Origin of the sequence: Lysinibacillus sphaericus (genome assembly GCF_015844675.1) — a bacterium.
GTDB classification, from domain to species: domain Bacteria; phylum Bacillota; class Bacilli; order Bacillales_A; family Planococcaceae; genus Lysinibacillus; species Lysinibacillus sphaericus_E.
In genome coordinates, this window is the sequence record NZ_LDGC01000019.1 from 63,768 (window position 1) to 85,613 (window position 21,846).

General features: G+C 36.8%; 20 protein-coding genes, 2 pseudogenes and 2 riboswitches. Of the genes and pseudogenes, 5 read left to right on the forward strand and 17 right to left on the reverse strand.

What is annotated here, in order from left to right:
- Positions 1-21: 21 nt before the first annotated feature.
- Entirely contained in the window at positions 22-957 is a 936-nt protein-coding gene (locus ABE34_RS07215) for an arginine deiminase family protein (protein ID WP_241747147.1), read from the reverse strand.
- Positions 958-1,135: 178 nt separating this feature from the next.
- Between ABE34_RS07215 and ABE34_RS07220 the strand changes: the two genes are divergently transcribed.
- Complete coding sequence (locus ABE34_RS07220; protein WP_197141395.1) at positions 1,136-1,582, forward strand: NUDIX hydrolase; 447 nt, start codon at positions 1,136-1,138, stop codon at positions 1,580-1,582.
- A gap of 81 nt (positions 1,583-1,663) precedes the next feature.
- Here the strand turns inward: ABE34_RS07220 and ABE34_RS07225 are convergent, their stop codons facing one another.
- Positions 1,664-1,891, reverse strand: a complete 228-nt coding sequence (locus ABE34_RS07225; protein ID WP_197141362.1) for a transcriptional regulator SplA domain-containing protein — start codon at positions 1,889-1,891, stop codon at positions 1,664-1,666.
- 724 nt (positions 1,892-2,615) lie between these two features.
- On the opposite strand from ABE34_RS07225, the gene ABE34_RS07230 reads away from it, so the two are divergent.
- A complete protein-coding gene (locus tag ABE34_RS07230; RefSeq protein ID WP_197141364.1) occupies positions 2,616-6,026 on the forward strand; it encodes a copper amine oxidase N-terminal domain-containing protein in 3,411 nt (1,136 codons plus the stop codon).
- A 190-nt stretch (positions 6,027-6,216) separates the two neighbouring features.
- Positions 6,217-6,468, forward strand: a pseudogene (locus ABE34_RS25025) (glycosyltransferase family 1 protein); the annotation flags it as partial.
- A gap of 2 nt (positions 6,469-6,470) precedes the next feature.
- Here the strand turns inward: ABE34_RS25025 and ABE34_RS07235 are convergent.
- From ABE34_RS07235 to ribE, 11 genes and pseudogenes are all read right to left on the reverse strand, one after another.
- Entirely contained in the window at positions 6,471-6,980 is a 510-nt protein-coding gene (locus ABE34_RS07235; RefSeq protein WP_079559973.1) for a QueT transporter family protein, read from the reverse strand.
- 152 nt (positions 6,981-7,132) lie between these two features.
- Positions 7,133-7,888: a 3-oxoacyl-ACP reductase gene (locus tag ABE34_RS07240; protein WP_197141366.1), complete on the reverse strand. Its 756-nt coding sequence runs from the start codon at positions 7,886-7,888 to the stop codon at positions 7,133-7,135.
- Between the two features lie 54 nt (positions 7,889-7,942).
- Positions 7,943-8,164, reverse strand: a complete 222-nt coding sequence (locus ABE34_RS07245) for a DUF2829 domain-containing protein (protein WP_197141368.1) — start codon at positions 8,162-8,164, stop codon at positions 7,943-7,945.
- A gap of 66 nt (positions 8,165-8,230) precedes the next feature.
- Positions 8,231-8,707, reverse strand: a complete 477-nt coding sequence (locus tag ABE34_RS07250) for a hypothetical protein (RefSeq protein WP_197229847.1) — start codon at positions 8,705-8,707, stop codon at positions 8,231-8,233.
- A 29-nt stretch (positions 8,708-8,736) separates the two neighbouring features.
- On the reverse strand, positions 8,737-9,588 hold the full coding sequence (locus tag ABE34_RS07255; RefSeq protein WP_197141372.1) for a GNAT family N-acetyltransferase: 852 nt from the start codon (positions 9,586-9,588) through the stop codon (positions 8,737-8,739).
- A 20-nt stretch (positions 9,589-9,608) separates the two neighbouring features.
- Complete coding sequence (locus ABE34_RS07260; protein WP_346655533.1) at positions 9,609-10,106, reverse strand: histidine phosphatase family protein; 498 nt, start codon at positions 10,104-10,106, stop codon at positions 9,609-9,611.
- 399 nt (positions 10,107-10,505) lie between these two features.
- Positions 10,506-11,810 carry a sensor histidine kinase gene (locus ABE34_RS07265; protein ID WP_197141396.1) on the reverse strand — a complete coding sequence of 435 codons (1,305 nt, stop codon included), beginning with the start codon at positions 11,808-11,810 and terminating at the stop codon, positions 10,506-10,508.
- 511 nt (positions 11,811-12,321) lie between these two features.
- Entirely contained in the window at positions 12,322-13,767 is a 1,446-nt protein-coding gene (locus tag ABE34_RS07270) for a spore germination protein (RefSeq protein ID WP_197141375.1), read from the reverse strand.
- Between the two features lie 181 nt (positions 13,768-13,948).
- Positions 13,949-14,416, reverse strand: a complete 468-nt coding sequence (gene ribH, locus ABE34_RS07275; protein WP_197141378.1) for a 6,7-dimethyl-8-ribityllumazine synthase — start codon at positions 14,414-14,416, stop codon at positions 13,949-13,951.
- A gap of 234 nt (positions 14,417-14,650) precedes the next feature.
- Positions 14,651-15,244: pseudogene (gene ribB, locus ABE34_RS07280) on the reverse strand (3,4-dihydroxy-2-butanone-4-phosphate synthase); the annotation flags it as partial.
- A 20-nt stretch (positions 15,245-15,264) separates the two neighbouring features.
- A complete protein-coding gene (ribE, locus tag ABE34_RS07285) occupies positions 15,265-15,903 on the reverse strand; it encodes a riboflavin synthase (RefSeq protein WP_197141397.1) in 639 nt (212 codons plus the stop codon).
- Between the two features lie 194 nt (positions 15,904-16,097).
- Positions 16,098-16,223, reverse strand: a riboswitch (FMN riboswitch).
- Positions 16,224-16,471: 248 nt separating this feature from the next.
- Positions 16,472-16,597, reverse strand: a riboswitch (FMN riboswitch).
- 454 nt (positions 16,598-17,051) lie between these two features.
- Between ribE and ABE34_RS07290 the strand changes: the two genes are divergently transcribed.
- Positions 17,052-17,669 (forward strand): HAD-IA family hydrolase, encoded by a 618-nt coding sequence (locus ABE34_RS07290; protein ID WP_197141382.1) that lies wholly within the window; start codon positions 17,052-17,054, stop codon positions 17,667-17,669.
- Positions 17,670-17,741: 72 nt separating this feature from the next.
- Here ABE34_RS07290 and ABE34_RS07295 read toward each other — a convergent pair whose 3' ends face one another.
- From ABE34_RS07295 to ABE34_RS07305, 3 genes are all read right to left on the reverse strand, one after another.
- On the reverse strand, positions 17,742-18,566 hold the full coding sequence (locus ABE34_RS07295) for a methyl-accepting chemotaxis protein (RefSeq protein ID WP_197141384.1): 825 nt from the start codon (positions 18,564-18,566) through the stop codon (positions 17,742-17,744).
- Positions 18,567-18,673: 107 nt separating this feature from the next.
- Positions 18,674-19,666, reverse strand: coding sequence for a VanW family protein (locus tag ABE34_RS07300; protein WP_430982156.1), 993 nt, complete (start codon positions 19,664-19,666; stop codon positions 18,674-18,676).
- 92 nt (positions 19,667-19,758) lie between these two features.
- Entirely contained in the window at positions 19,759-20,382 is a 624-nt protein-coding gene (locus ABE34_RS07305; RefSeq protein ID WP_197141387.1) for a hypothetical protein, read from the reverse strand.
- Between the two features lie 160 nt (positions 20,383-20,542).
- On the opposite strand from ABE34_RS07305, the gene pgeF reads away from it, so the two are divergent.
- A complete protein-coding gene (gene pgeF / locus ABE34_RS07310) occupies positions 20,543-21,307 on the forward strand; it encodes a peptidoglycan editing factor PgeF (RefSeq protein WP_197141388.1) in 765 nt (254 codons plus the stop codon).
- Positions 21,308-21,456: 149 nt separating this feature from the next.
- Here the strand turns inward: pgeF and ABE34_RS07315 are convergent.
- Positions 21,457-21,846 (reverse strand): IS3 family transposase (locus ABE34_RS07315; RefSeq protein ID WP_197141389.1); only part of this gene is annotated, 390 nt, incomplete at its 5' end.

Genomic DNA, 21,846 nt, shown 5'->3' on the forward strand with positions numbered 1-21,846 from the left:
ATCAACCCCCCTGCCTTTTGTTTACTTTCTTACTAGTGGCAATGTCATACAACGAATGCCACCACCGCCTTTTTCAAGCTCTGTGACTTCAATTTCTATCAACTTCTTTTTTTGCAATAGTGGATGCTTCGTCCATTGTTGCTTCGTTGCTTGCTTGCTAATCAACAGTGTTTCGGGATTAAGATTGATAAAATTGATATCAGGGATTGTATTATATTTTTCAAGCCAGTAAACATCCAAGCCATGATGATTTAAAAATTGCTCGGTCATTTCGAAACGACTTGTTTGAGGCGTGAACACCTGTACAGGAAAATAACGAATAAAGTTTTTAGCTATTACTAGATTCGAGTTTGCCACATTACAATTCATATCTAAATGAAGTGTATCGGAGCGTCTTGGCAAATCAATAATCGCGATTTCTGTAAATCCTTCTTGGAAGATGTGATCCTTCATACTTTCTACAGCTTCTAACGTTGTTCTCATACCAGTATTAATAAGCACTGCATCCCTATTTAAAATCATCACATCTCCACATTCTAAAGCAGCAGAAGGTTGTTTCACTATTAAATTTCTTGCTGGAAACCACTTATCTAATAATGAGTGCGCATGTGGATACTCTGGACGTCTTAGTGAACTACCTGCCTCACCAAGGAAAATACTATTTCCTATAACACAAGCAAGATCGCGTACAAAGTACCTATTTATAAGTTGCTCACTTACTGTTTTCTCTTCATTTGGTAGCTCTTTCGAATAATCAATAACCTTGACACCCGCATTCTCAAGCGTGGTCTTTAATTCCATGAAATTCTCCATTGCTTTTACGTGATTGACAGTAGCGTCCCATCCTACATTTTCAACTATTGTTAAATCTGTTACATCTAATTTTGAAGGTGCACAAAGCATAACAACCTTAAGTTCATCATGCTCCGACCAACAATTCGGTTGAAATGAGTACAATTAGATTCTCCCCTTTTTGAATGACTATCTCGGCTTAGCGTTACCATCAAAACTGGGATTATACAGGCAATGTGTAAATGAAGATCAGCATGATTAATATTTAAAGAAGGAAATCCCTGGTATTTGTGTAATTAAAACAAGGACAGATAAATTTATTCAATTAGAAATGAGTGAAACGATGGAATACTATAAATTTTTACGTCAATATGTTGGTCACCAACCTATTATTTTGCCAGGTGCTGTTGTATTAATCTTAAATAATGAGAATGAGCTATTGTTACAAAAGAGATATGATGGAGGTTGGGGGCTTCCAGGTGGTTTGATGGAATTAGGAGAAAGCTTAGAAGATACCGCAAAAAGAGAGGTGTTAGAGGAAACAGGTTTGATAATAGAGGACATGAAGTTATTAGATATTTTTTCTGGTCCAGAATATTACCTTAAAGTTTCTAATGGAGATGAATTCTACTCCGTTACAGCCGTCTATTATACGAGAAATGTTAAAGGTGATTTAGTAATTGATTATAAAGAATCAGAGACAATGCAATATTTCTCACTATTAAATTTACCAATTGGAATCGATAGTAGATATATTGAACCTTATGTATCACAGCTAGTGATAAAATAAGCTTTAGAGAGAAAACTTATTAAACAAGTATAATTTGTTTTCTCCCATTAGCGTGTAAAAAGCATTTGAATATAAGCTTCATTAATGAAAATACTGATGATAAGCTTGCACAGCTGCCATTTCGCTTGTAAATATTAACATATCATTTGTTAGCGGATAATATGACTCAAAGAGAAATAGCGCCAGCTCATTCGGATTATCTGGATTGTTCATCACTACCGCTTCCTGTATATTTGCTACATCCAGAATATGTGGATGTCGATAAAAGATAAAAACACTATCCCCTGCACTATATTGCTGTTGCTTCATTCCATCACCTTCCTATGTCTTTCCACTAGTTTGGTGTAAGAAGATGTTAAATATAATTAATTATCGATTCTTGTGTAGATTTTTGCAAAGCTTGTCGCTTATCATCGCGACAAGCTTTTTGATTGCTGGCCTCGATGGAGATATGTCTATCGAACAACTTCTGATCTAGCTGTTCTTGCAGCTAAGATGCTTTCAAGCTGATGACCGTATCTACAGCCTTCTGAATGGATATGGCGATGTCAGCAAGAGAGTGTGCTTCGTATAAGTCCAACTGTATAATACTAAGTTTTTTGTAACAGTACCTACTGCATCAATAAGCGGGTCACTGTTCCTCTATTAGATATTACTATTGTTCTGGTCAACCTGCTTGACAAGGATAATAGCCATCGTTTCACTATGTCGGTAGTCTGTCCTCGTATACCTCACCCCATTTAATGAAGAAAGTCATCATCCCTACATATCGATTCATTTTATAATCATAGAAATATATTCCTTTCCATTCGTACTTAAAAAATTCAAATACATTAAGAAAGAAACGACGAAGGTACATTTATTATTTCATATAGGAAAACACCCAAAAAGGCTAATGCGACATCGCATCCTAGGTAAAATTTTCTTATACAGGTAAAAATGCGAAACTTTTTCACCTGTTGGTGCGTACTAATTATACAATGATATTTATCATTGCCAGATTAATATAATGGCTTCGGGAGGGGTGGAATTTATGAAGAAAATATGGACTTTATTTCTTGCAGCGATACTTATTGTACCGTTATTGCTGCAACCAGCGACCGCTCAAGCGGCAAAGGCCATCACGATTTTTGTGGACGGGGTTCAATTAAAGACCGATCAACCGCCAGTGATGGTTCAAGGGCGTGTTATGCTGCCGCTTAGAGCAATCTTTGAGGCATTGGATGCAAACGTGAATTGGGATCGAAAGAATCAAACCGTTACTGGGATTAAAGGAGGTACAACGGTAGTTCTCAAGATCAAATCGAAGGTAGCTACAATTAATGGCGAGAGAGTTACGCTTGATGTACCTGCACAGATAATAAATGGCAGAACTATGGTACCAGTACGCTTTGTTAGTGAAGCGCTTGGTCAGGATGTTGACTGGAACTCGTATAATCAGACCGTATCTATTAAATCTGATACTCCGAGCAATATCAGTATTTCTCCAGCGACCTATGTGTCGGTTAGAGATATTGGTAATCAAGGAGATGGGCGTGACCTTGAGGTTACCTACTCCAAATCGTCTACTGAATCACTTGTGGATCATTACCGGGTTCTCATTGTGAAGGCTTCAAAAAGCTTTAATCAGGCGTCGGCCCTGAAGGTCTCCGCTTCAAATTATACGAAAGTATCACCTGCCGGCTCGGATCGTTCTATCATATTATCTCAAAGTTCGCGGGATGTGGACGGAGACTATATTAGAAATGACCAGCCTTATGTAGCGTATGTACTTGCAGTTGGAAAAGGTTCTTATTCCAGCGTATTATCGAAATCTTCTCAGAAGATTTCCCTAACGAGCATGTCTCCAATTGCAGAAATAACAAATGTGAAAATTAGCGATATTAGCGATTTCGGCGACGGACGCGATCTCTCGGTTAGCTTCACTCGTCCGCAGAATGACAACAATGTTTCAAGTTACCGTGTGATTATCGTAAAGAGTAAAGACGCTGACAATTTCAGTCTTACTACTGCGAATAATTTATCCAGTAGCTACTATACGACAATGAATAAATCAGGGAGCAACGGTGGTACGATGACAGTAACTCTGTCTTCCTCAGCACGTGATTCTGCCGGTGATTCCATTAAGAACGGCGTACCTTATACAGCATTCGTCTTGTCAGTTAGCAGCACTGATTCAGCTGTTAATAAGCTGTCATTTGCTTCTTCATCCGTAACACTTCGTCCAAATACAGTGGCTACTCCTGTTATTACTCAAGTTGATGATGTCAACGACTATGGAGATGGACGCGATCTGAGAGTGAGCTTCAACAAAATATCCGATGAGTCTAACATCAGCTCTTACCGGGTCTTTGTTGTAAGAGCTAGCAACTATTCAAACTTTACATTGACGAAGGCGAACAGTCTGTCCAGCTCTAATTACATGCAAGTGAACAAGACGGGCTACAATATTTCTCAAGTTCTCTCCTCAGGGACTCGAGATACAGACGGTTATGCCATTCAGAATGGGGTCAGCTATCGTATCTTCGTTATGGCCGTAGCTAAAAACTCAGGGAATAACGTATTATCGTCGGCTTCCAATGCGATTACACTATATAGCAGCAATGTAGGTGCAGTATCAAATCTCCTTGCCAGCGATGTGAATGATTATAGCGACGGTCGTGATCTCTATGTCTCTTTCACTAAAGCGGCAAATGAGTCTAATATTAGTCACTATCGCATCATGGTTGTGCCAACAACTTACTACAGTAGCTTCAGTCTGTCGGATGCTAATAATGTATCCAGCAGTAATTATACGACTGTGAACAAGTCAGGAAATAACAATTACGGGCTGACGCTTTCGGGAAATACTCGGGATGTGCGCGGCAATTATATCACCGATAGAACTAGCTACCGTGTCTATGTTCTCTCGGTAGGCTATGGCAATTATTCCGGCAGCAATGTGCTGTCCTCGCCAACGTCTACGATTACGCTCGGTAAGAACATCAATGTGCAGGCTGTATCTAGTCTGACTGCTACTGATGTAAGTGATTATGGAAATGGCCGTGATATACAGGTATCGTTCACGAAACCTTCCGATGAATCAAATGTCAATCAATATCGCATTTTGATTGTCCCAACAGCGGAGTACAGCAGTTTCAGCCTATCGCAAGCTAATAGCAGCTCTTATTACATCTCAGAGAGCAAGGGCGGGAATAAATCAATAACTAGAACGTTAGATGGGGCTCGAGATGTTCGCGGTAATTACATTACTGAAGGCACAAGCTACAGTGTCTATGTATTGACTGTAGCGAATGGAAATTCTTCAATCCCAAATGCTCTATCTTCTGCATCGGGAATCAAGCTTAGTAAGAATAAAGCCCTTCAAGCGGTCAGCAATGTTAAAGCAAGCGATGTTGGTGATAATGGAGATGGCCGAGATTTACAAGTATCGTTCACGAAGCCTTCCGATGAATCGAATTTAAGTAATTACCGTATTCTGGTTGTCCCTGTGTCAAAGGCGAATGGCTTTGGCTTAAATGAAGCCATTAAAGCTTCTTCTTATACTAGTGTAAGTAAAGGTCAGTACAGTGCGATCTTGAAAGCTGGTGATAAAGATACTGAGAACCAACAGATTAAAAATGATACAGACTATCGGGTGTATGTTTTGTCAGTAGGTACGGGAAGCTCCCAGGGACTGTATAACTTGTCCGGTCCTTCTGATGTTATTAAACTGGTTAATAATGCAAAAGTTGATGAAGTAGGATCAGTATCTCTGGATGCTAAAGGAAGTAGTAACTCTACTGATATCGAGGTAAGCTTTACGAAGGTTAATGATGAGCAAAATGTATTAGAGTATAGAGTGTTTCTGATTCCAGAAGGGCAGGCCTCTACTTTCACTAAACAGCGTGCAGAATCAATTCAAAATAGCAGTTTGTATACCATCATTAAACCCAATGGTAATAACAACATCCGACAAACCTTGATGGTATCAAATGACGCCTTTGGCAATCCAATCAAAGCAGGAACCTCGTATGTTGCTAAAGTACTTACAGTTGCTAAGTCGGGAGCCAATGCGTTATCAACGGCATCTAACGCAGTAACACTCAAGTCAAATCCCGTTGATACAGCTGTAAATCCAGCTACGATTACAAATGCTACTGTTGGAGCTAACGAAATTACACTCACATTTAGTACACCGAGCAATAAGGGAAATATTAGTGGGTACGAGATTTATGCTGTTCCGAGTACTGTAACGGATTTTAATGTAAATAATCTTAATTCGAATTTTATGATTAACACCGTTCCTAAAGAGTACTCTGGGGAATCCATCAAGTTTAATTTAACGATACCTGGATCTTATAAGATCTACGTTCTAACGAAACCGGATAATGTAAATGCTAAAAAAGCAGCTTTATCCGAACCTTCCCTATTAGATGTGGTAACACCTACCCCACAATCTTAAGAGGTAGGATAAAATAACTTCTTCACAGAAGGGACTCCTCATTGGTGCTTCATGGACCATATGAAAGAGTCCTTTTTTTGCTGTTTGCGCAGCGCACCTGTACTTTTGATGGTATTCTCCGTCACCGTCTTCAACTGCTTCTATGAAAAATGGTAATTAAATGGTTGAATATTAATAAGACACTATAGTGGAGAACTGTCGCCCAAATCTTGTGCTGGAATATGCCAAACAAAATCCGGTCAAAGAGGTTTATATGGTGTTCAGCGGAGCGCGCTCAAGGAAGTATGAAGAAATACGATTTTCCTCACAATGTGATGGTCAAATTTGCTCTGACCCAGACAGAAGTATTTGAACTATGAACTTGGCCAAGATGTGCTGGATCTGTTCTATTCTCAATACTTTTGCGATGCCATTAACAGAGGCGATGGGTCAGATTGCATTAAGCTATTTCGATAAATCAATTTTTTTATTTAATAAATAAATAGTCATACCACCAACAGTCATTGACAATAGCTCTCCGATTCCAACCGTAAACCATGTTGCCCAAAACGGAAGATCATAGAGAATTGTTAATTGTCCTGCCACGGTGAACATTGATATAGCAAAAATCAATGCAGTTATAACCATTTTCACAAGATCATTTGTTATATTTTTCGTTACTCTACGGCAAAGAACTAAAACGAGGAATGTCGCAATCCCGCCAATCGGCACATCTAATATCCACGTTGGTGACATGAAATTAGCGAGTACTACTCCTAGAGTCACGGCTACTACATAGCGTTTGTTGTAGAGGGCCAGGTAGTTAAACATCTCCGATAGACGTAATTGAACTGCCCCAAAACTGATGACTGACAATAAAACAGTTACAGCAACATATAAAGCTGCAACAAGTGCCGTCTTTGTAAGCTCGGTTACAGATGTACGGCTTGAATCTTTTACAATAGATGTATTCAATTTTCTTCTCCTTTGTAAAATAGCACATCCGCTATTTTAGTAATAACTACGGCCAAAGGAAGAGAGCTTTTCGCCCTATCTGAAGTGCCGTAGTGCAAGTAAATTTTTACTTACCTGCGTATTATATCAGAAGAATTTACGATTGAACAATCTTATTTCGTTAGCCAGCCACCATCGATTGGCATAATAGCTCCATGAATATAATCAGCAGCCGAACTTGCTAAGTAAAGTGTTAAATTCGCTACTTCATGTGGTTGTGCCCAGCGTCCAGCAGGCGTTTCATTAGCGACCCATTTGGCCATTTCCCCATCACCTTCAAAATCTGCCTTATTCATTGGTGTTTGAATGGCCCCGGGTGCAATGGCATTGGCGCGTATTCCTTCACGACAATAATCTAAATCTAGCTGTTTCGTATAGCCGACAATCGCATGTTTAGATGCTGTATACGCTGCACCACCACCGCCAGCAACAAGCCCTGCAATAGATGCCATATTAACAATGACGCCTGATTTTCGTTTTACCATATGGGGTAATACCGTATTCGTCACAAAAAAAGTACCCTTTACATTGGTATTCATAATTTTATCCCAAAGCGCCTCATCTGTATCGAGTGTTTTTGCAAAACCATCTAATACGCCTGCGGTATTTAATAAAATATCTACCTCCTTAAATTTTGAAATTGCAGCTTCAAATGCTTGCTCTATATCGTCCTTATTACATACACTACCTACTTTATAGGCAAATTGTTCAGGGTATTGGTGAAATAGTTTTCCTAACCCTTGCTCTTCTAAATCAAACCCGAATACATTTGCCCCATTTTCTAAAAATGCAATAGCTTGAGCTTGACCAATACCTGAACTAGCCCCCGTCAGAAATACCGTCTTGCCCTTATATTCTTCAAACGTCATCGATCTCTCTCCTCTAAAACAAAGAAACCACCTCATTTGAGATGGCTCTTCCGATTAATTGACAATTATCCAATCTTCCGCTAATAAATCACAGACTGTCGGTGTGAACATTGTATAGCCCTCACCACGTACATTAATTAAAAAATAAGGGTTCAAATTCTCGCCATCATGTTCGCTTTGTCCAACAAGCTTCACATATAATTCGGCACCGCTCCAACCTTTACGAATTACTTTTTCGCCCGCCTTTAAACGAGGTAAAATTTCTTCAAACGTCATTTATATTCATCCTTTATTTACATTCTTTATCGGATTAGTATACTGGAATTCTCAATTGTTTACAACCTAGCTCTCAAGCAAAACCGTATAAAGTATATATTGCCCATTTAAATCGGCAATGATTGTATCGATATTATTATCATTTGTTGAGAAAATCTTTGTTCCGCTTTCCAATTTAGTAGCATAAAAATCATTGAAATTTTTAGAGGAATTTGTAGTTTTAATAATTTCCCCTATAATTTCACATTTCGTATATTCTAATTGTTTCATCGATTCTAAGCTTGTAGTATTAATGTAAATCAAATTATTATATTGAAGAATATCCGCTTGTGTATGTTCTGTAAGAATAGATTTCGCAGTGGGAGTAGTATTTATAGCCGGTGTACAACCTACCAACACCAATATTAGTAAATTACATATGAGTATTTTCCTCATAACTAATAACACCTTCTTTTTATAACTACTTGGAACAATTAGGTTCAATTTAAACTCTTCACATTTTAACTTCCCAAATTTAAGCAACATCATTTTACCTAGCTTCACGTCGAAATTGACTCTTCCCATCTTGCAAACTACGAATCCATCTTCTTCTTCATTTGCACTTGCACCGTCTTCACTTCTAATCCGTTTTCCATCAAATAACTCGTAGCAGGATTGCTTGCTAAAAAGTTAACTGTTGCCAGTTTTACTTTGTGTTTTGTAATGCTTGCGATAAAGTGTGGAATATGTTCAACATTGCCATTCCCTAATAGCTCTAATTGATAAAGCACTATGCTGTCGATGGCTCCCTCCTGATTCCATACAGTTTTATATAACAAATAGCCAATTGCTTCATTATTCTTATTATAAAAAACTTTAGCTTCTCCTTGTTTATTGCTTTGCCAGCTACATTGCCAAGGTATATCTTCCTGATAAAAAGATAAATGCGGTAGCTGCTCTGGACGAATAGTTTCCACATGAATTTCGACTAGCTTCTCTACTTTTGCTTCATATTCGCCACTTAAAAAGAGCAATTGATTTGTAATGGTATAGCCATACTTCTCATATAGCGCAATTGCTACCTTATTCTCTTTTATAGCTTCCAGCGTTGCAACTTCCACATTCTCTCTTTCATAGATGGCGATGGTTGCTTCCATTAAAACACGAGAAACACCTTTACCCCGATAGTTTGGAGAGATACCTGTTCCTCCATTCCAAGAGGTTTTCTTACCATCCATTAATCTAAAGCCATTTAATACAATGCCAACAGGATTATTTTGATCAAATGCGACGATTGAAAGCTCTGGCGATAGTCCTTCCCCAACAAATCGGTTTAAAAACACCTCTTCGTTCATTTCTATTTGTACAAAATACCCCTCAAATCCTTTATTCCAAGCTTTTAAAGTTTCATTTAACGTGCACTGTGAGACTGTTTTTATTTCCATGTTTTTCTCCCATCCCTACGTTAATTTACAACTGATAAATCTTCTAAAGTTAATTTTTTTATTATTTCATAACCGTTTCCAAGACCATTTGGCTTAACAATAACCATTCCCATGTTTGAAATCTCCCCTAGTCCAACATCTTCAGGAAAACTATGGGCAACGATCACTTGATTCATTCCTTGTGGTGGCTTTCTTTCTAACACGGATTGCACATTTGATAAAATATTACTTTTTTCAACAACAGGAATAGTCCCACCCAATTTATAAATTTCATAACCAATTGGGTCAATTTGAATATAAGAATAAGGAAATGCGAGCTGTGCCGTTTCAACTGTACGACAAAAAGGACTTACGACTATTGGTGAACTAATCGGAATTTGTAAATGACGTAACAGTTGTCCAAAGTAAACGGCCTGCCTCCGCCCTAATTCAGACAAATTTCTTTGCGTAACACAATTTTGGAAATTTAAATATGGCTGATCTACTCCGACAGTTGCTTGACCATGCCTTGCATACAAAACAAATCCCCCCTTTCTCAATAGATCAAGGATTGATTTATCCAAATATTTCAACTCCCCTCCTACTAGAATACCATCGATTATTAGTACTATATGAAATGAATGACTCAAAAAATGTAAAAGTGAAAGTTGAAACTGCTTTTCGCATAGAGAAGGAGTTATTTCACTGGAAAAGCTTTCATTTGAGTCCTACTCCCTTTGCTGAAGTTTCGTTTTTTCACTACTATGAGGGATAGTTGATCTTCGTTCCGACTGGGCGACTCCTTGGGGATTAGCGATATAGAGGAACTGAAATCAACCACACGTTTTGCCGAAGAGTCATACTTTAATTTCATTAACACAATAGTTTATCAACCAAAAATAAAACTTCCTACAATTTTCAGTAGGAAGTTTTGAAATTTACTTTATTGGAATAGTTACTATTGCGGTTGTCTCTAAATGTTTTGATGAATCGATAGAAATTTGACCGTCGTACTTATTGACTATTTCATTCACAATAAACAAGCCTTGCCCTCTTGTTTTACCATTCTCCGGTTTCTTTGTGGAAAATCCTCGCTTGAATATTTGACCTGCTTCCACAATATTTGGTCCAGTATTTGTAACCTGTAATTTATATTGCGTGTCATCAGCTTCACAGCAAATTGTTATTTTACGTTGTTCTTCCGATAATTCATTTGCAGCATCAATCGCATTATCTATTAAATTCGATAAAATTTTAATTAGATCCGTTGTTTTAATTTTATTAAACGCATCCTGAGAGACTGTGAAATCCATATCAATATTATGGTTTTGTGCCGTTAGTTTTTTTGTTTGCAATAAAATCGCCAAGCCAGGATGATCAATATTTAATTTAAGAGACTTAATATCATGAACTTCTTTATACAGTGAAGATAAATATTGTTTTGCCTGATCAGGTTCATCTAATTGTAGAAATCCATGTAATACTTGTATATGATTTGTGAAATCATGTCTTAAAGAGGACACGGAAGTGATTAAAGTTTTAATTTCCGCTTGATATGTATCTTCTGTCGCTTCAACTTCTTCTGCTACTTCTTTTTGATACCATCTTTGTAAGAAGAAAACTGAGCCGGTAACCATTAAAATGAGTACACCATTAAATATAAAGACTAAAAGATTATCTTCGATCACTTTTCCCTTAATGTCATTTAATGTGTCTGCACTAATATCAATACCTATGTATGCAATAACCGCCCCTGTTTCATCCTTAATCGGTGCACCAACAGTTAAGTAGGAGCCATATATAGAATCTTGTATTACATCTGTTGTAAATGTTTCTCCTTTATAAGCTTTTTTCACTTGTGTCTCGGGTACTGTACAGTCCATTCCGATATAAAAGCCTTTAACTTCACTTGGTAAACCCATGATCATTGCTTTGGATACCTTCGGATTTTCAATATCTAATGTATAGACAAATAAAGCACCTATTTTTACTCTTGCATCGTTTAAGTAGCTTCTTATTTGCCAATAATACTCATTTTCCACGGGGTTATCTAAAAATTGTTTGTACGCCTCTACATCAATAGTAGATGCGATAGACATAGCCGCTTCCAGACTTTGGTTCGCTATTGACTCTTCTACTGTCTTTTTCATTTTTACATAAGATGTAAAGATGTTTAAACTTGTAAACAATACTAATAAGAGGGTTGATAGTATTAAAATTAGTTTTATTTTTCGTGTTTTCATACAAACTGGTACTTCCTCATCTATTGACATGAATAATATCTTAATTTAATTGAGCTTGGCTTTCGCATTACATAAAAAATTGTTAGTCGTAGTTGACATCATCTCATACTTTCAACCTAGGAAACATTTTCATATCCAACAATCCTATTATACTACAATATACTTCTTTTTTTATGGTTGTTTAAAAATCATTTTTTGCGTAATGAATCGCTCTTCCTACTGAAAATCAGATGAAGAGAAGTAAGATATTTAGAAGTTTGAACGACAATGGCTATCTCCCCCCTGTACATCCACCTTAAACACGCTATTTTTGAAATACGATTCAGGATTCTTTGCTTCTTTAAATAAGAATATTGGTTCTTAGTTTATCATCTCAAGCCCGTTTTGACTATCTCAACCTTCGCTCCCTACTTTTGGGCTATGACCTTCTTATTGTTGAAGTGGGAATCGTCTGTTGGGAAATGAATAAAAGATCAGGCCTATAAAAACCTGATCTTTTCATTCTAAGTATTTATTTTTTCCTACTCGATGTCTTTGTCTCATCCTGTACATTTAAAAACTTTGGTCGCTTAGCGTAACCTGAAGGAGATAAGCGAACTAAAGATTTTTTAATGTCCGACCAATCTAAATTTGCTCCCATATTTAAGTATGGAATACCTAATACTCGTAAATTTGCAAGATATAGAAGTATGAAAAACACCGAAATGAAGAATCCAAATAACCCAAAAAAGGCAGATGCTAAAATAATGATTATCCTGAGAATACTCATTGCTGATGCAATGGATTGATTAACGAGTGTAAAAGCTGCAATACTTGACGTGGCTATAACGATAATCATGGAAGGACTCGTAACACCCGATTTAATCGCTGCATCCCCAATAATTAATCCCCCGACAACGCTTATGGAACCACTGATAACATTGGGTAGATGTATATTAGCTTCCCGAAATAATTCAAACATAAATAGCATCATTAATATTTCAAGAATAGTTGGAAATGGGAGCCCCGTTCTTGATTCAACAACTGTTGCCAATAGGATGAATGGCAATTGCTCTTGATGATAGGTTGAAAGTGCAAGCCAAAAACCTGGTAAAAGTACACTTATTAAAATTGCAACTATTCTGAGTAAACGCTCCATAGAACTTACAATAATCGGATACTCATTATCCTCACCAGATTTAAAAAGTAGCATTACATTTGCAGGTGTAATAATGGCATATGATACCCCATCGACTATGATGATAATGCGCCCTCTACTTAAGGCTTGTACAGCAGAATCCGGGCGGCCAGTATAATCATGTTTAGGCAGAATTTTATCGCTCTTCCCAATTCTTTCCATTAATATATCCCCGCTAAATATAACGTCCGCATCAACTCGCTGGAGCTGTATTTTCATTTTCTCAAGCATCTTTTTATTTACGACATCTTCTAAATAAAGTACAGCTACAGTTGTTTTGGATCGTGCGCCAAGTTCATATGTTTCAACACTTAATGAATTGGTCGGTAATCGTTTTCGTATTAAAGCAATATTAATTAATACATCCTCAATAAAATCATCTCTCGGACCTTTGACAACTAATTCAAGAGTTGTTTCTTTAGGCTCTCGATTTGGTTTTTTAGCGATATAACTTGAATACAGTAAATCCATATCTTCGAAATATAGTAAAACATGCCCTTTATAGACTCTTGTGATGGCCTCATCTTTACTTGTTATCCTCTGAAGATGGGGGATGTGTAAATGATTTTGTATATGTTCCGCTAACAATTCATCCGATGTTGCGGTAAATAAGGATTGGACTCGTTCCACAATAACGGTCTGCAGTAACCGTTCATTAATCATCGCTTCACATTTTATCAAATGTACTTTATGTTGCTGAAAGGAATACTCCTGAAATACTACATCAGCAGAGCGTTGAAATAGTGACTTCAAAGATTTCAAATTTAACTCTTGTTCCATTGAAGAAATATCCATCATCTCCTACTGAGCCAGCTCCAAATTAGTACATTTATAAAAAAATAACATAAATACACTTACGGATATTTTCTCCATGCTTTTAAAAAATATTCAAGGATGCATGCTGTTTAAAATACTTTGTCAGAATAATTTAGCGTTGAAATTTCCAACCTATTAGAAAGATTTATCCAATCATCTTCTTTAAATTTGCCATTTCAATAGCAGACATTGCTGCGTCATAGCCTTTATTTCCTGATTTAGTCCCTGCGCGCTCAATTGCTTGTTCAATATTTTCAGTAGTAACAATGCCAAAAATAACAGGTACATTTGTCGTTAGTGACACATTTGCAATTCCTTTTGCTGATTCATTACATACATAATCATAATGGGTTGTTGAGCCACGAATAACCGTACCTAATCCAATAATTGCATCATATTTCTTTGTTTCAGCTAACTGTTTAGCGATGAATGGAACTTCAAATGCTCCAGGAACCCATGCTATGTCGATAGAATTCTCATCAACTCCATGACGCTTTAAACCATCTAATGCACCGTCTAATAATTTATTTGTAATAAATTCGTTGAAACGTCCTACTACTACTGCTATTTTTAAATCTGTACCAATTAATTGTGCTTCAAAAGTTTTACCCATTTTTCTTTTCTCCTTTTTTATGGCTCATCACCATTTCGTGTGGTTGATTTCCGTTCCGCGGCACCTATGTTGGTCACAAAGGCGTTATCACAGGACGTAATGCATTTTAGCCTACGTAGATCCCCAAGCAGTCACTCAGCCGGAACGAAGATCGACTCAATACGTTTTAACATCATCCACAACTTTTGGTGATAATCCTTTTTATATAGTCATTGTGTTTTCTTCCATTATTTGTTGACGATATGTGACCAATGCTTCAATTGAAATCATTTTCAAATGATGTTGTGCTGCATATTTAACGAGATCATTAAAGCGTAGCATTTTGCCATTGTCGCCCATAATCTCACATATAACTCCTGCAGGAACGCTATTACAAAGCTTTGCCAAATCTATTGTAGCTTCCGTATGTCCCCTACGCTCTAATACACCATTTTCCTTTGCTATTAGCGGGAATACATGGCCTGGTTTACGAAAATCGGTAACTTTTGCTTGTGGCTCGAGCATTTTCTGTATAGTCATTGCCCGTTCAAAGGCGCTAATTCCAGTTGTTGTGTCAACATGATCAATACTAACGGTAAATGCTGTTTGATGATTATCTGTATTCACACTAACCATAGGGTTTAATGCTAATTTTTGTGCAAGCTGCTGGGAAATTGGCGTACATATAAGTCCTCTTCCATAGGTAGCCATAAAGTTAATCGTTTCAGGGGTCATAAATTCCGCAAGTGCTAGTAAGTCCCCTTCATTTTCCCGATCCTCGTCATCTACTACAATAATGATCTTTCCTTGCTTTAAATCCTCAATTGCTTCTTCAATCGAATGTAGCAATTTCGCCACCTCCTTGTTAGTTAAAATCCGTTTTCTGCTAAGAAGTCTTTTGTGATGGTCGGCGGTTCCTGACCATACTTAAGTTGATGTAAAATGTATTTCCCTACCAAATCGGTTTCTACATTGACGAGATCACCAATTTTCTTCATACCTAAAATTGTTTCCTTGTACGTATGGGGTATCAATGATACTGTGACACCATTTTTCTCTACATGAAAGATTGTTAAGCTCGTTCCGTCAATTGTGATGGAGCCCTTTGGAATACAGAAGCTCGTTAACTCCTTTGATAGTTCAATATCAATATAGACTGCATTTGCTAACGGCCGCTTTCGTACTACTTTCCCTACTCCGTCTACATGTCCAGATACAAAATGACCACCGAATCGACCATTCGTTGACATAGCGCGTTCTAAATTTACTGGATCTCCTATTGTGAGCTGCTGTAAATTTGTTGCCTTCACCGTTTCAGGCATTACATCCATCGTAAGCTCCTGATCATTAAAAGATATGACTGTTAAACAAACACCATTGACCGCAATACTGTCCCCAAGCTTTACATCCTCTACTATTTTCTTTGAAATAACGGTAATTTCCATACTTTGTCTATCGCTTTGCAAGGTTTTTATGGTACCGATATCCTCAATAATTCCTGTAAACATTTTTTCACCCACTTCCATTCAATGGTCTAAGCTTTACTCTTCCACTTTTTGGATCCTTATACCCTCCTCCCTCAATCAAAAATTCCTGTTCAAATAAAAAACCCCTTTGATTAAAGGGGTTTGGGAGTTCATATAAATAAGACGTCAACAAATAAACCATAAGGATACAAAATTTTCCCATAGGCTATCATCTCATCGTTCTTCTCCCATCCAGACTATAACTGTCGGTTTTGGATTTGCACCAAATCAGCTTACGCTCACGGACTTTGAATTACTTCATCACCGCCGATTGGGAATTTCACCCTACCCCGAAGAACTACTGCTATTCAATTCGTTAGCTAAATAATAAATACATATTCTCCTTGGCGAAATGCGTCCGAAGGCTTTAGGTCAGGCGTTTTCACAGAATGTGAAGTTGTTAGCCTGAGTTCCTCTATTTCAGTGGGTGTCCAAACACCAACTGAATGAAGATAAAAAAACTTCCCAACTTAAACGATGGGAAGTAGTTTGCATAAAAGCATAATCAAATAAACCTTATAAACTCAAGCGAATTTAAAAAGCTCTTACTTTTACCCTTCTCCCATCCAGACTATAACTGTCGGTTTTGGATTTGCACCAAATCAGCTTGCGCTCACGGACTTTGAATTACTTCATCACCGCCGATTGGGAATTTCACCCTACCCTGAAGGATATTTTTATTTAGCTATTTCTTACGATAACACTACTTAATTAATTTATCCAGATAAATCTCAAAATCAATTCTAAGTTACTGTCATGATGCCTCATTCACATGTAGGACTAGACTACATCACGTCCTGATAACGCCTTTGTGGCCAACATCCTGTTGTTCTGTCGTTACGTTAGCACTTCACTTTCGCACAATCATCCATTGCCTTAAGCGGCTCATCGGATGCCTCCAGAAAGCTTTGCTCTGTGCGAAAGCGTAGCGGCAGCACAAAGCGCCCGAATTAGCCACAAATTATGATGATGATCCAAAAATAATTATTAGTGAAAAAATTGCTCATCTAGAGTTATTTGTACTCCTCTGTTTCATATCCTGTATAATCATGTCTTTTTTTTAAGTATAGGCAGTAACATTTTCAAAAATAAAACGTCTTTACAACTAGATTATAAAGGAGTTAGTTTACATGAAATATATTATCTTTGATTTTGATGGAACATTGGCAGATTCTACGGCAGTGTTAGCATCAGCTTGGAATACAATTGCGCAAAAATATAAATTTAAAGGAATAGAATTAAAGGAAATCGAATCTCTGAAAAAATTATCTATAGCGGAACGAAGTAAATTATTCGACTTTCCTATGTATAAATTGCCGATGATTTTACCTCAATTTTATCGCTTATATCGCCAGTCATTAAATGATGTTCATCTTTATAACGGTATGAAGGAAGTCCTAATGGAAATTGATAAAAGGGGCTATAAAATACTTATCATTTCCTCCAATTCACAGGAGAATATTTTAGAATTTCTAAAAATGAACGGCATTCATTGTGTGTCAGATGTTCTTTGTTCAAACCGAATTTTTGGAAAGGATAAAGTGATCAAGAAATTTTTAAAGGACACAAGCATTACACCATCAGAAGTTTTATACATTGGTGATGAACAAAGAGATATCGCAGCCTGCAAAAAAGCGGGAGTGCCTATTATTTGGGTTGGTTGGGGATATGACTCTTTTGAAGTTGTGCAACAAGAAGAACCCGATTACAAAGTTGCTACACCACAAGAAATTTTGAATATCATTTAGACGAAGAGGATAATAGCGATTAATTTGCTATTATCCTTAGCAATTATGGCGAGTCATAATTGCTTGAAGTTATTAAGCCTTTACTTCGCTTATATGCATTAATTTTTCTGCTACGCTATTAATTCCTTTATAAGCGTCGGTTAATTCATGCATACTCACAGAAAATTGCTGGGTAAACGTTGCGATTTGATTTGCAGATTCATTGACTTGATCAATAGATTGTTTAATGCTTTCTAATTGGTTTGTAATACTTTCTGCACTATCCGTACTACTTTGCGACATTTTCTGTATTTCAGATGCTACTACAGCAAATCCCCGTCCATGCTCACCTGAGCGAGCAGCCTCGATGGAAGCATTTAATCCAAGAATTTTAGATTTCATAGCTAAATCTTTTACTAAATTAACAATCGTATTGATTTGTTGAATATCGCCAGTCATAGATTCTGAAAACTTGGATAGCTCACCTAAGCGATTTGATACATCTACACTTGCTACCGCTAACTCTTCATTCGTTGCAGACATTTCTTCAACAGAACTCGAAAGCTCAGTTGCTAATAATCTCATCCCATCCATTTTTTCATTCGAAATAATAGCACTTAACACACCGATTACTTTCCCTCCATCAAAAATAGGTTGTGCAGATGCAATATACGCCATCCCAAAATCTTCAGAACCTCGCTCTTCCCTCATAAACTTTCCTAGGCTTAGAGACTTTTCAGTTGTTGTTCCACGATACTTGGCTACAGGATCACCAACTTTAATCTTTAAGTCCACTTGATTACCTGGCTTGTAAGCAATGACCTTCTCAGTATCAGCAACTATAATACAAGCATCTTCTGGGTATGTTACCTGGTAAAAATCGATAGAATCTATTATCGCCCGTAGCTTTGGATGCATTATTTTTCCCCTTTTCCCATAACACGAATATACTGAAATTTCCCAATTTAACTATAGCATGACACCAAAAAAAAGACACCTTTAGATTAAGTGTCTTTAAAAAATTACTATGACTTTTTCAAGATTTTTACAAATTTTTCCGCTGTTCTTACCTCAACTGTAAGAGAGTTTTTATTATAGTTAGCTTTTATTAAAAATGGTACATCACTAGTGTTGTGGAATCTAAAATCTAAACCACCATAAGAAACAGTAGCGTCTCTTCCTTTTGGAACATACCCTACATCTAAAGAATGGTGATGCCGTTCTACAAATTTAACTGGTATTTGATCAACTGCGTTAAACAAGGTAGAAGACGTTTGACAAATACCTCCCCCAATGCCCATCACAACCTTTTTGTTAATGATTTCTGGTGCGGGCTGATAACCATTCGCTTCGTCTCTAGGGCCAACTACTGTATTAAAAGAGAAATAATCTCCACTTCCAACGATAACATTATTGATTGCCTTCGCAGAAAGCTCAATATTTTTATTTCTGCCTACATCATCGGTATTGAAGTAAGTTGTATAGGATGCAACAACTACGTTTTCTAGATAAGGGATATCTTCAAAATAATACCCGCTTTCAGTAATATAAAGAGGCATCTCCACTTTACCACCAGTAGCTGATGCTTCTAATATTCTCTCTACTAATTCACTTTCTTTTAAAACAATTAAAGGACTACCTTTCATTAGTTTTTCTTGATCGTCCAGCTTATCGAGTATCATACGCTTATCATAGCCTGCCGCTTTTTCATTCCCTCTCGCCAACTCTTTTGCTAATTGCTCAATTTGCTTTGTATACGATTGTTTATCACGTTCATAGCCCATTTCTTTCGGCGAAATTGTTTGTATGATAGCTTTTGTAGTAGGGTCTACAATTTCAACAACTGTTTGTTGTTGTTCAATGGTAACAGGCTTTTTTAAATCCTCAGCTTTTTGCTCTGACTCTTGACTTGGTTGCTCTTGATTTTTCTCATCCGCAGATTTCACCTGACAGCCAACTAGCCCAATTGTACAAATAATACATAATGTGGTCATCCACTTCTTTTTCAAATAAAACACCTACCCTATCGTCATACTACAGAGACATCTTATTCGTGTATTGTTGATAGTGTGTTTCATTTCATCATTTTTATTTATTTTTAAAATGAAGGTCATTTAGCATTTTTCACATAAAATCTATAGATTAATACGATATAAAGCCAATCATAAATAAGGGTCGCAAGCGAAATAATAGTAATCAACGGTGTTCTAAAATACATATAGAAACCAACTGCAGCAAACATCGTTCCAATCATTTTACAAACAGCGATGCCCATTGATTGACCACTTAAGTTCCCTCTTTGTAAAAACAAAGCAATAAACAGTCCTGACATCATCAAATTCTGTAAAAATGCGGCGTACTTGCCTTCTAGATCATTAAATTCATGCATCATTGCTAAAATCGTAAAAAAGCTTACTACTAGTGTGATTAAAAAAGATGAATAAAATATTTTCCTTGGAACTATTTTTTTATATTCCTTATGACCATAATGTAAAAATTGCATCATAATAAAAATATCTAAAATAAACCACAGTAACGTAATAATCCTTTGCAAGTCATTTTGTGGATACATAAATGAAAAAATAAACTCCCATGAAATATTTGCACAAATTGCAACCATGGGCATCCCATATCGCTTATCTTGTAATCCTTGTTTGATGATTAGTATGTATGTAATAATCCAAAATAACCCCATTCCTAATTGACAAATCAGTAGGAATTTTTCTTGCGTCATGTATACAAACTCCTTCCTCCTAATTATGATTCTTCGATACTATATGTGAAGAAATCTATTATTTATGTCAAAGGTTTGTACAACTAGGCTCTTAAAAATCTCAAGAGTAAGCGCCTATACATTCAGGAACCAATCATATATAGTAAAACGAGGTGATGATATGAAAACTAAAATTTATTTTGATAATAACCAATTTATCGCAGGGACTACTTTAAAAGATGATATCGAACTAGAACAAAACAATATGGCATTGCATACATGCGTACATGAAGCTGATGTGCTAGAAAATCGAAAAAAACTGGCAACCACTTTGCATTGTGACATACATGATTTTATTTGCACGCAACAAACACATAGTGCTAATTTCCATAAAGTCACGATTTCTGATAAAGGACGTGGTGCTGAAAAGATGGACAATGCCATTAGTAATACCGATGCACTTTATACAGTAGAACCGAATTTACTTTTATGTAGTTTTACAGCAGATTGTGTACCTGTCATTTTTTATAATGAAGTCAATGGTCTTATTGGTGTGGTACATTCAGGATGGCAAGGGACTGTCAAGGAAGTTACATTAAAACTTTTCCAACATTTGATGGAACACGAGCATTGTAATCCTCAAGATTTTCACGTACAAATCGGTATGGCACTCAGTCAGCAGAAGTTTGAGGTGGATACAGATGTTTATGAAAAATACCACAATCTAGGCTATGCTGAAGACTTTATGTATTACAATGCAGAAACAACTAAATATCATATCGATAATCAACAAACTGTGAAAAAACAATGTGAGCTTGTAGGTATTCCTTCAAAGCAAATATTGATTGATTCAACGTGCACATTTCTCAGCCCAGGTGGTTTTTCCTACCGCCAAGATAAACAGGCCGGCAGACATTTAAGCTTTATTATGCGAAAAGAGCAATAATTGAAAGGGACAATCCAATTATTAAATGGAGTGTCCCTTTTGTTGTATTGAAAAACAATATCTCTATCAAAAAAGTAAAAAGGATGTATCTCATAGTGAACTGAACCCTATTTTGTAGACAGTTTAATAAAAAGGGATGTAGTTGTAAGTTAAGCCGCAATGAGATGGCTTCGGTAAGTTGCCGGAGCCATCTTTTTTAATGTCCATTGCTTTCGTGTGTGATTATAATGGTCCATATAATCCATCACTATTGTGTGTAATTCTGCCAAACTTTCTGCTTGTTTATAATCTACTTCATCTTTGAAATGACCGAAGAACGATTCTATTGGCGCATTATCAAGACAATTTCCTCTGCGGGACATTGACTGGAGAAGTCCCATTTCTTTTACACGCTGCTGATATTCTGGGTGTGTATAATGAATACCTTGGTCCGAGTGAATCATCGCTTCCGGATGGAGATTGCCGTCTAGATGTGTTTTTAACTTTTCAAGCGTCTTATAGACAAGGGACATCTTTAACGTAGTAGATAATTCATATGC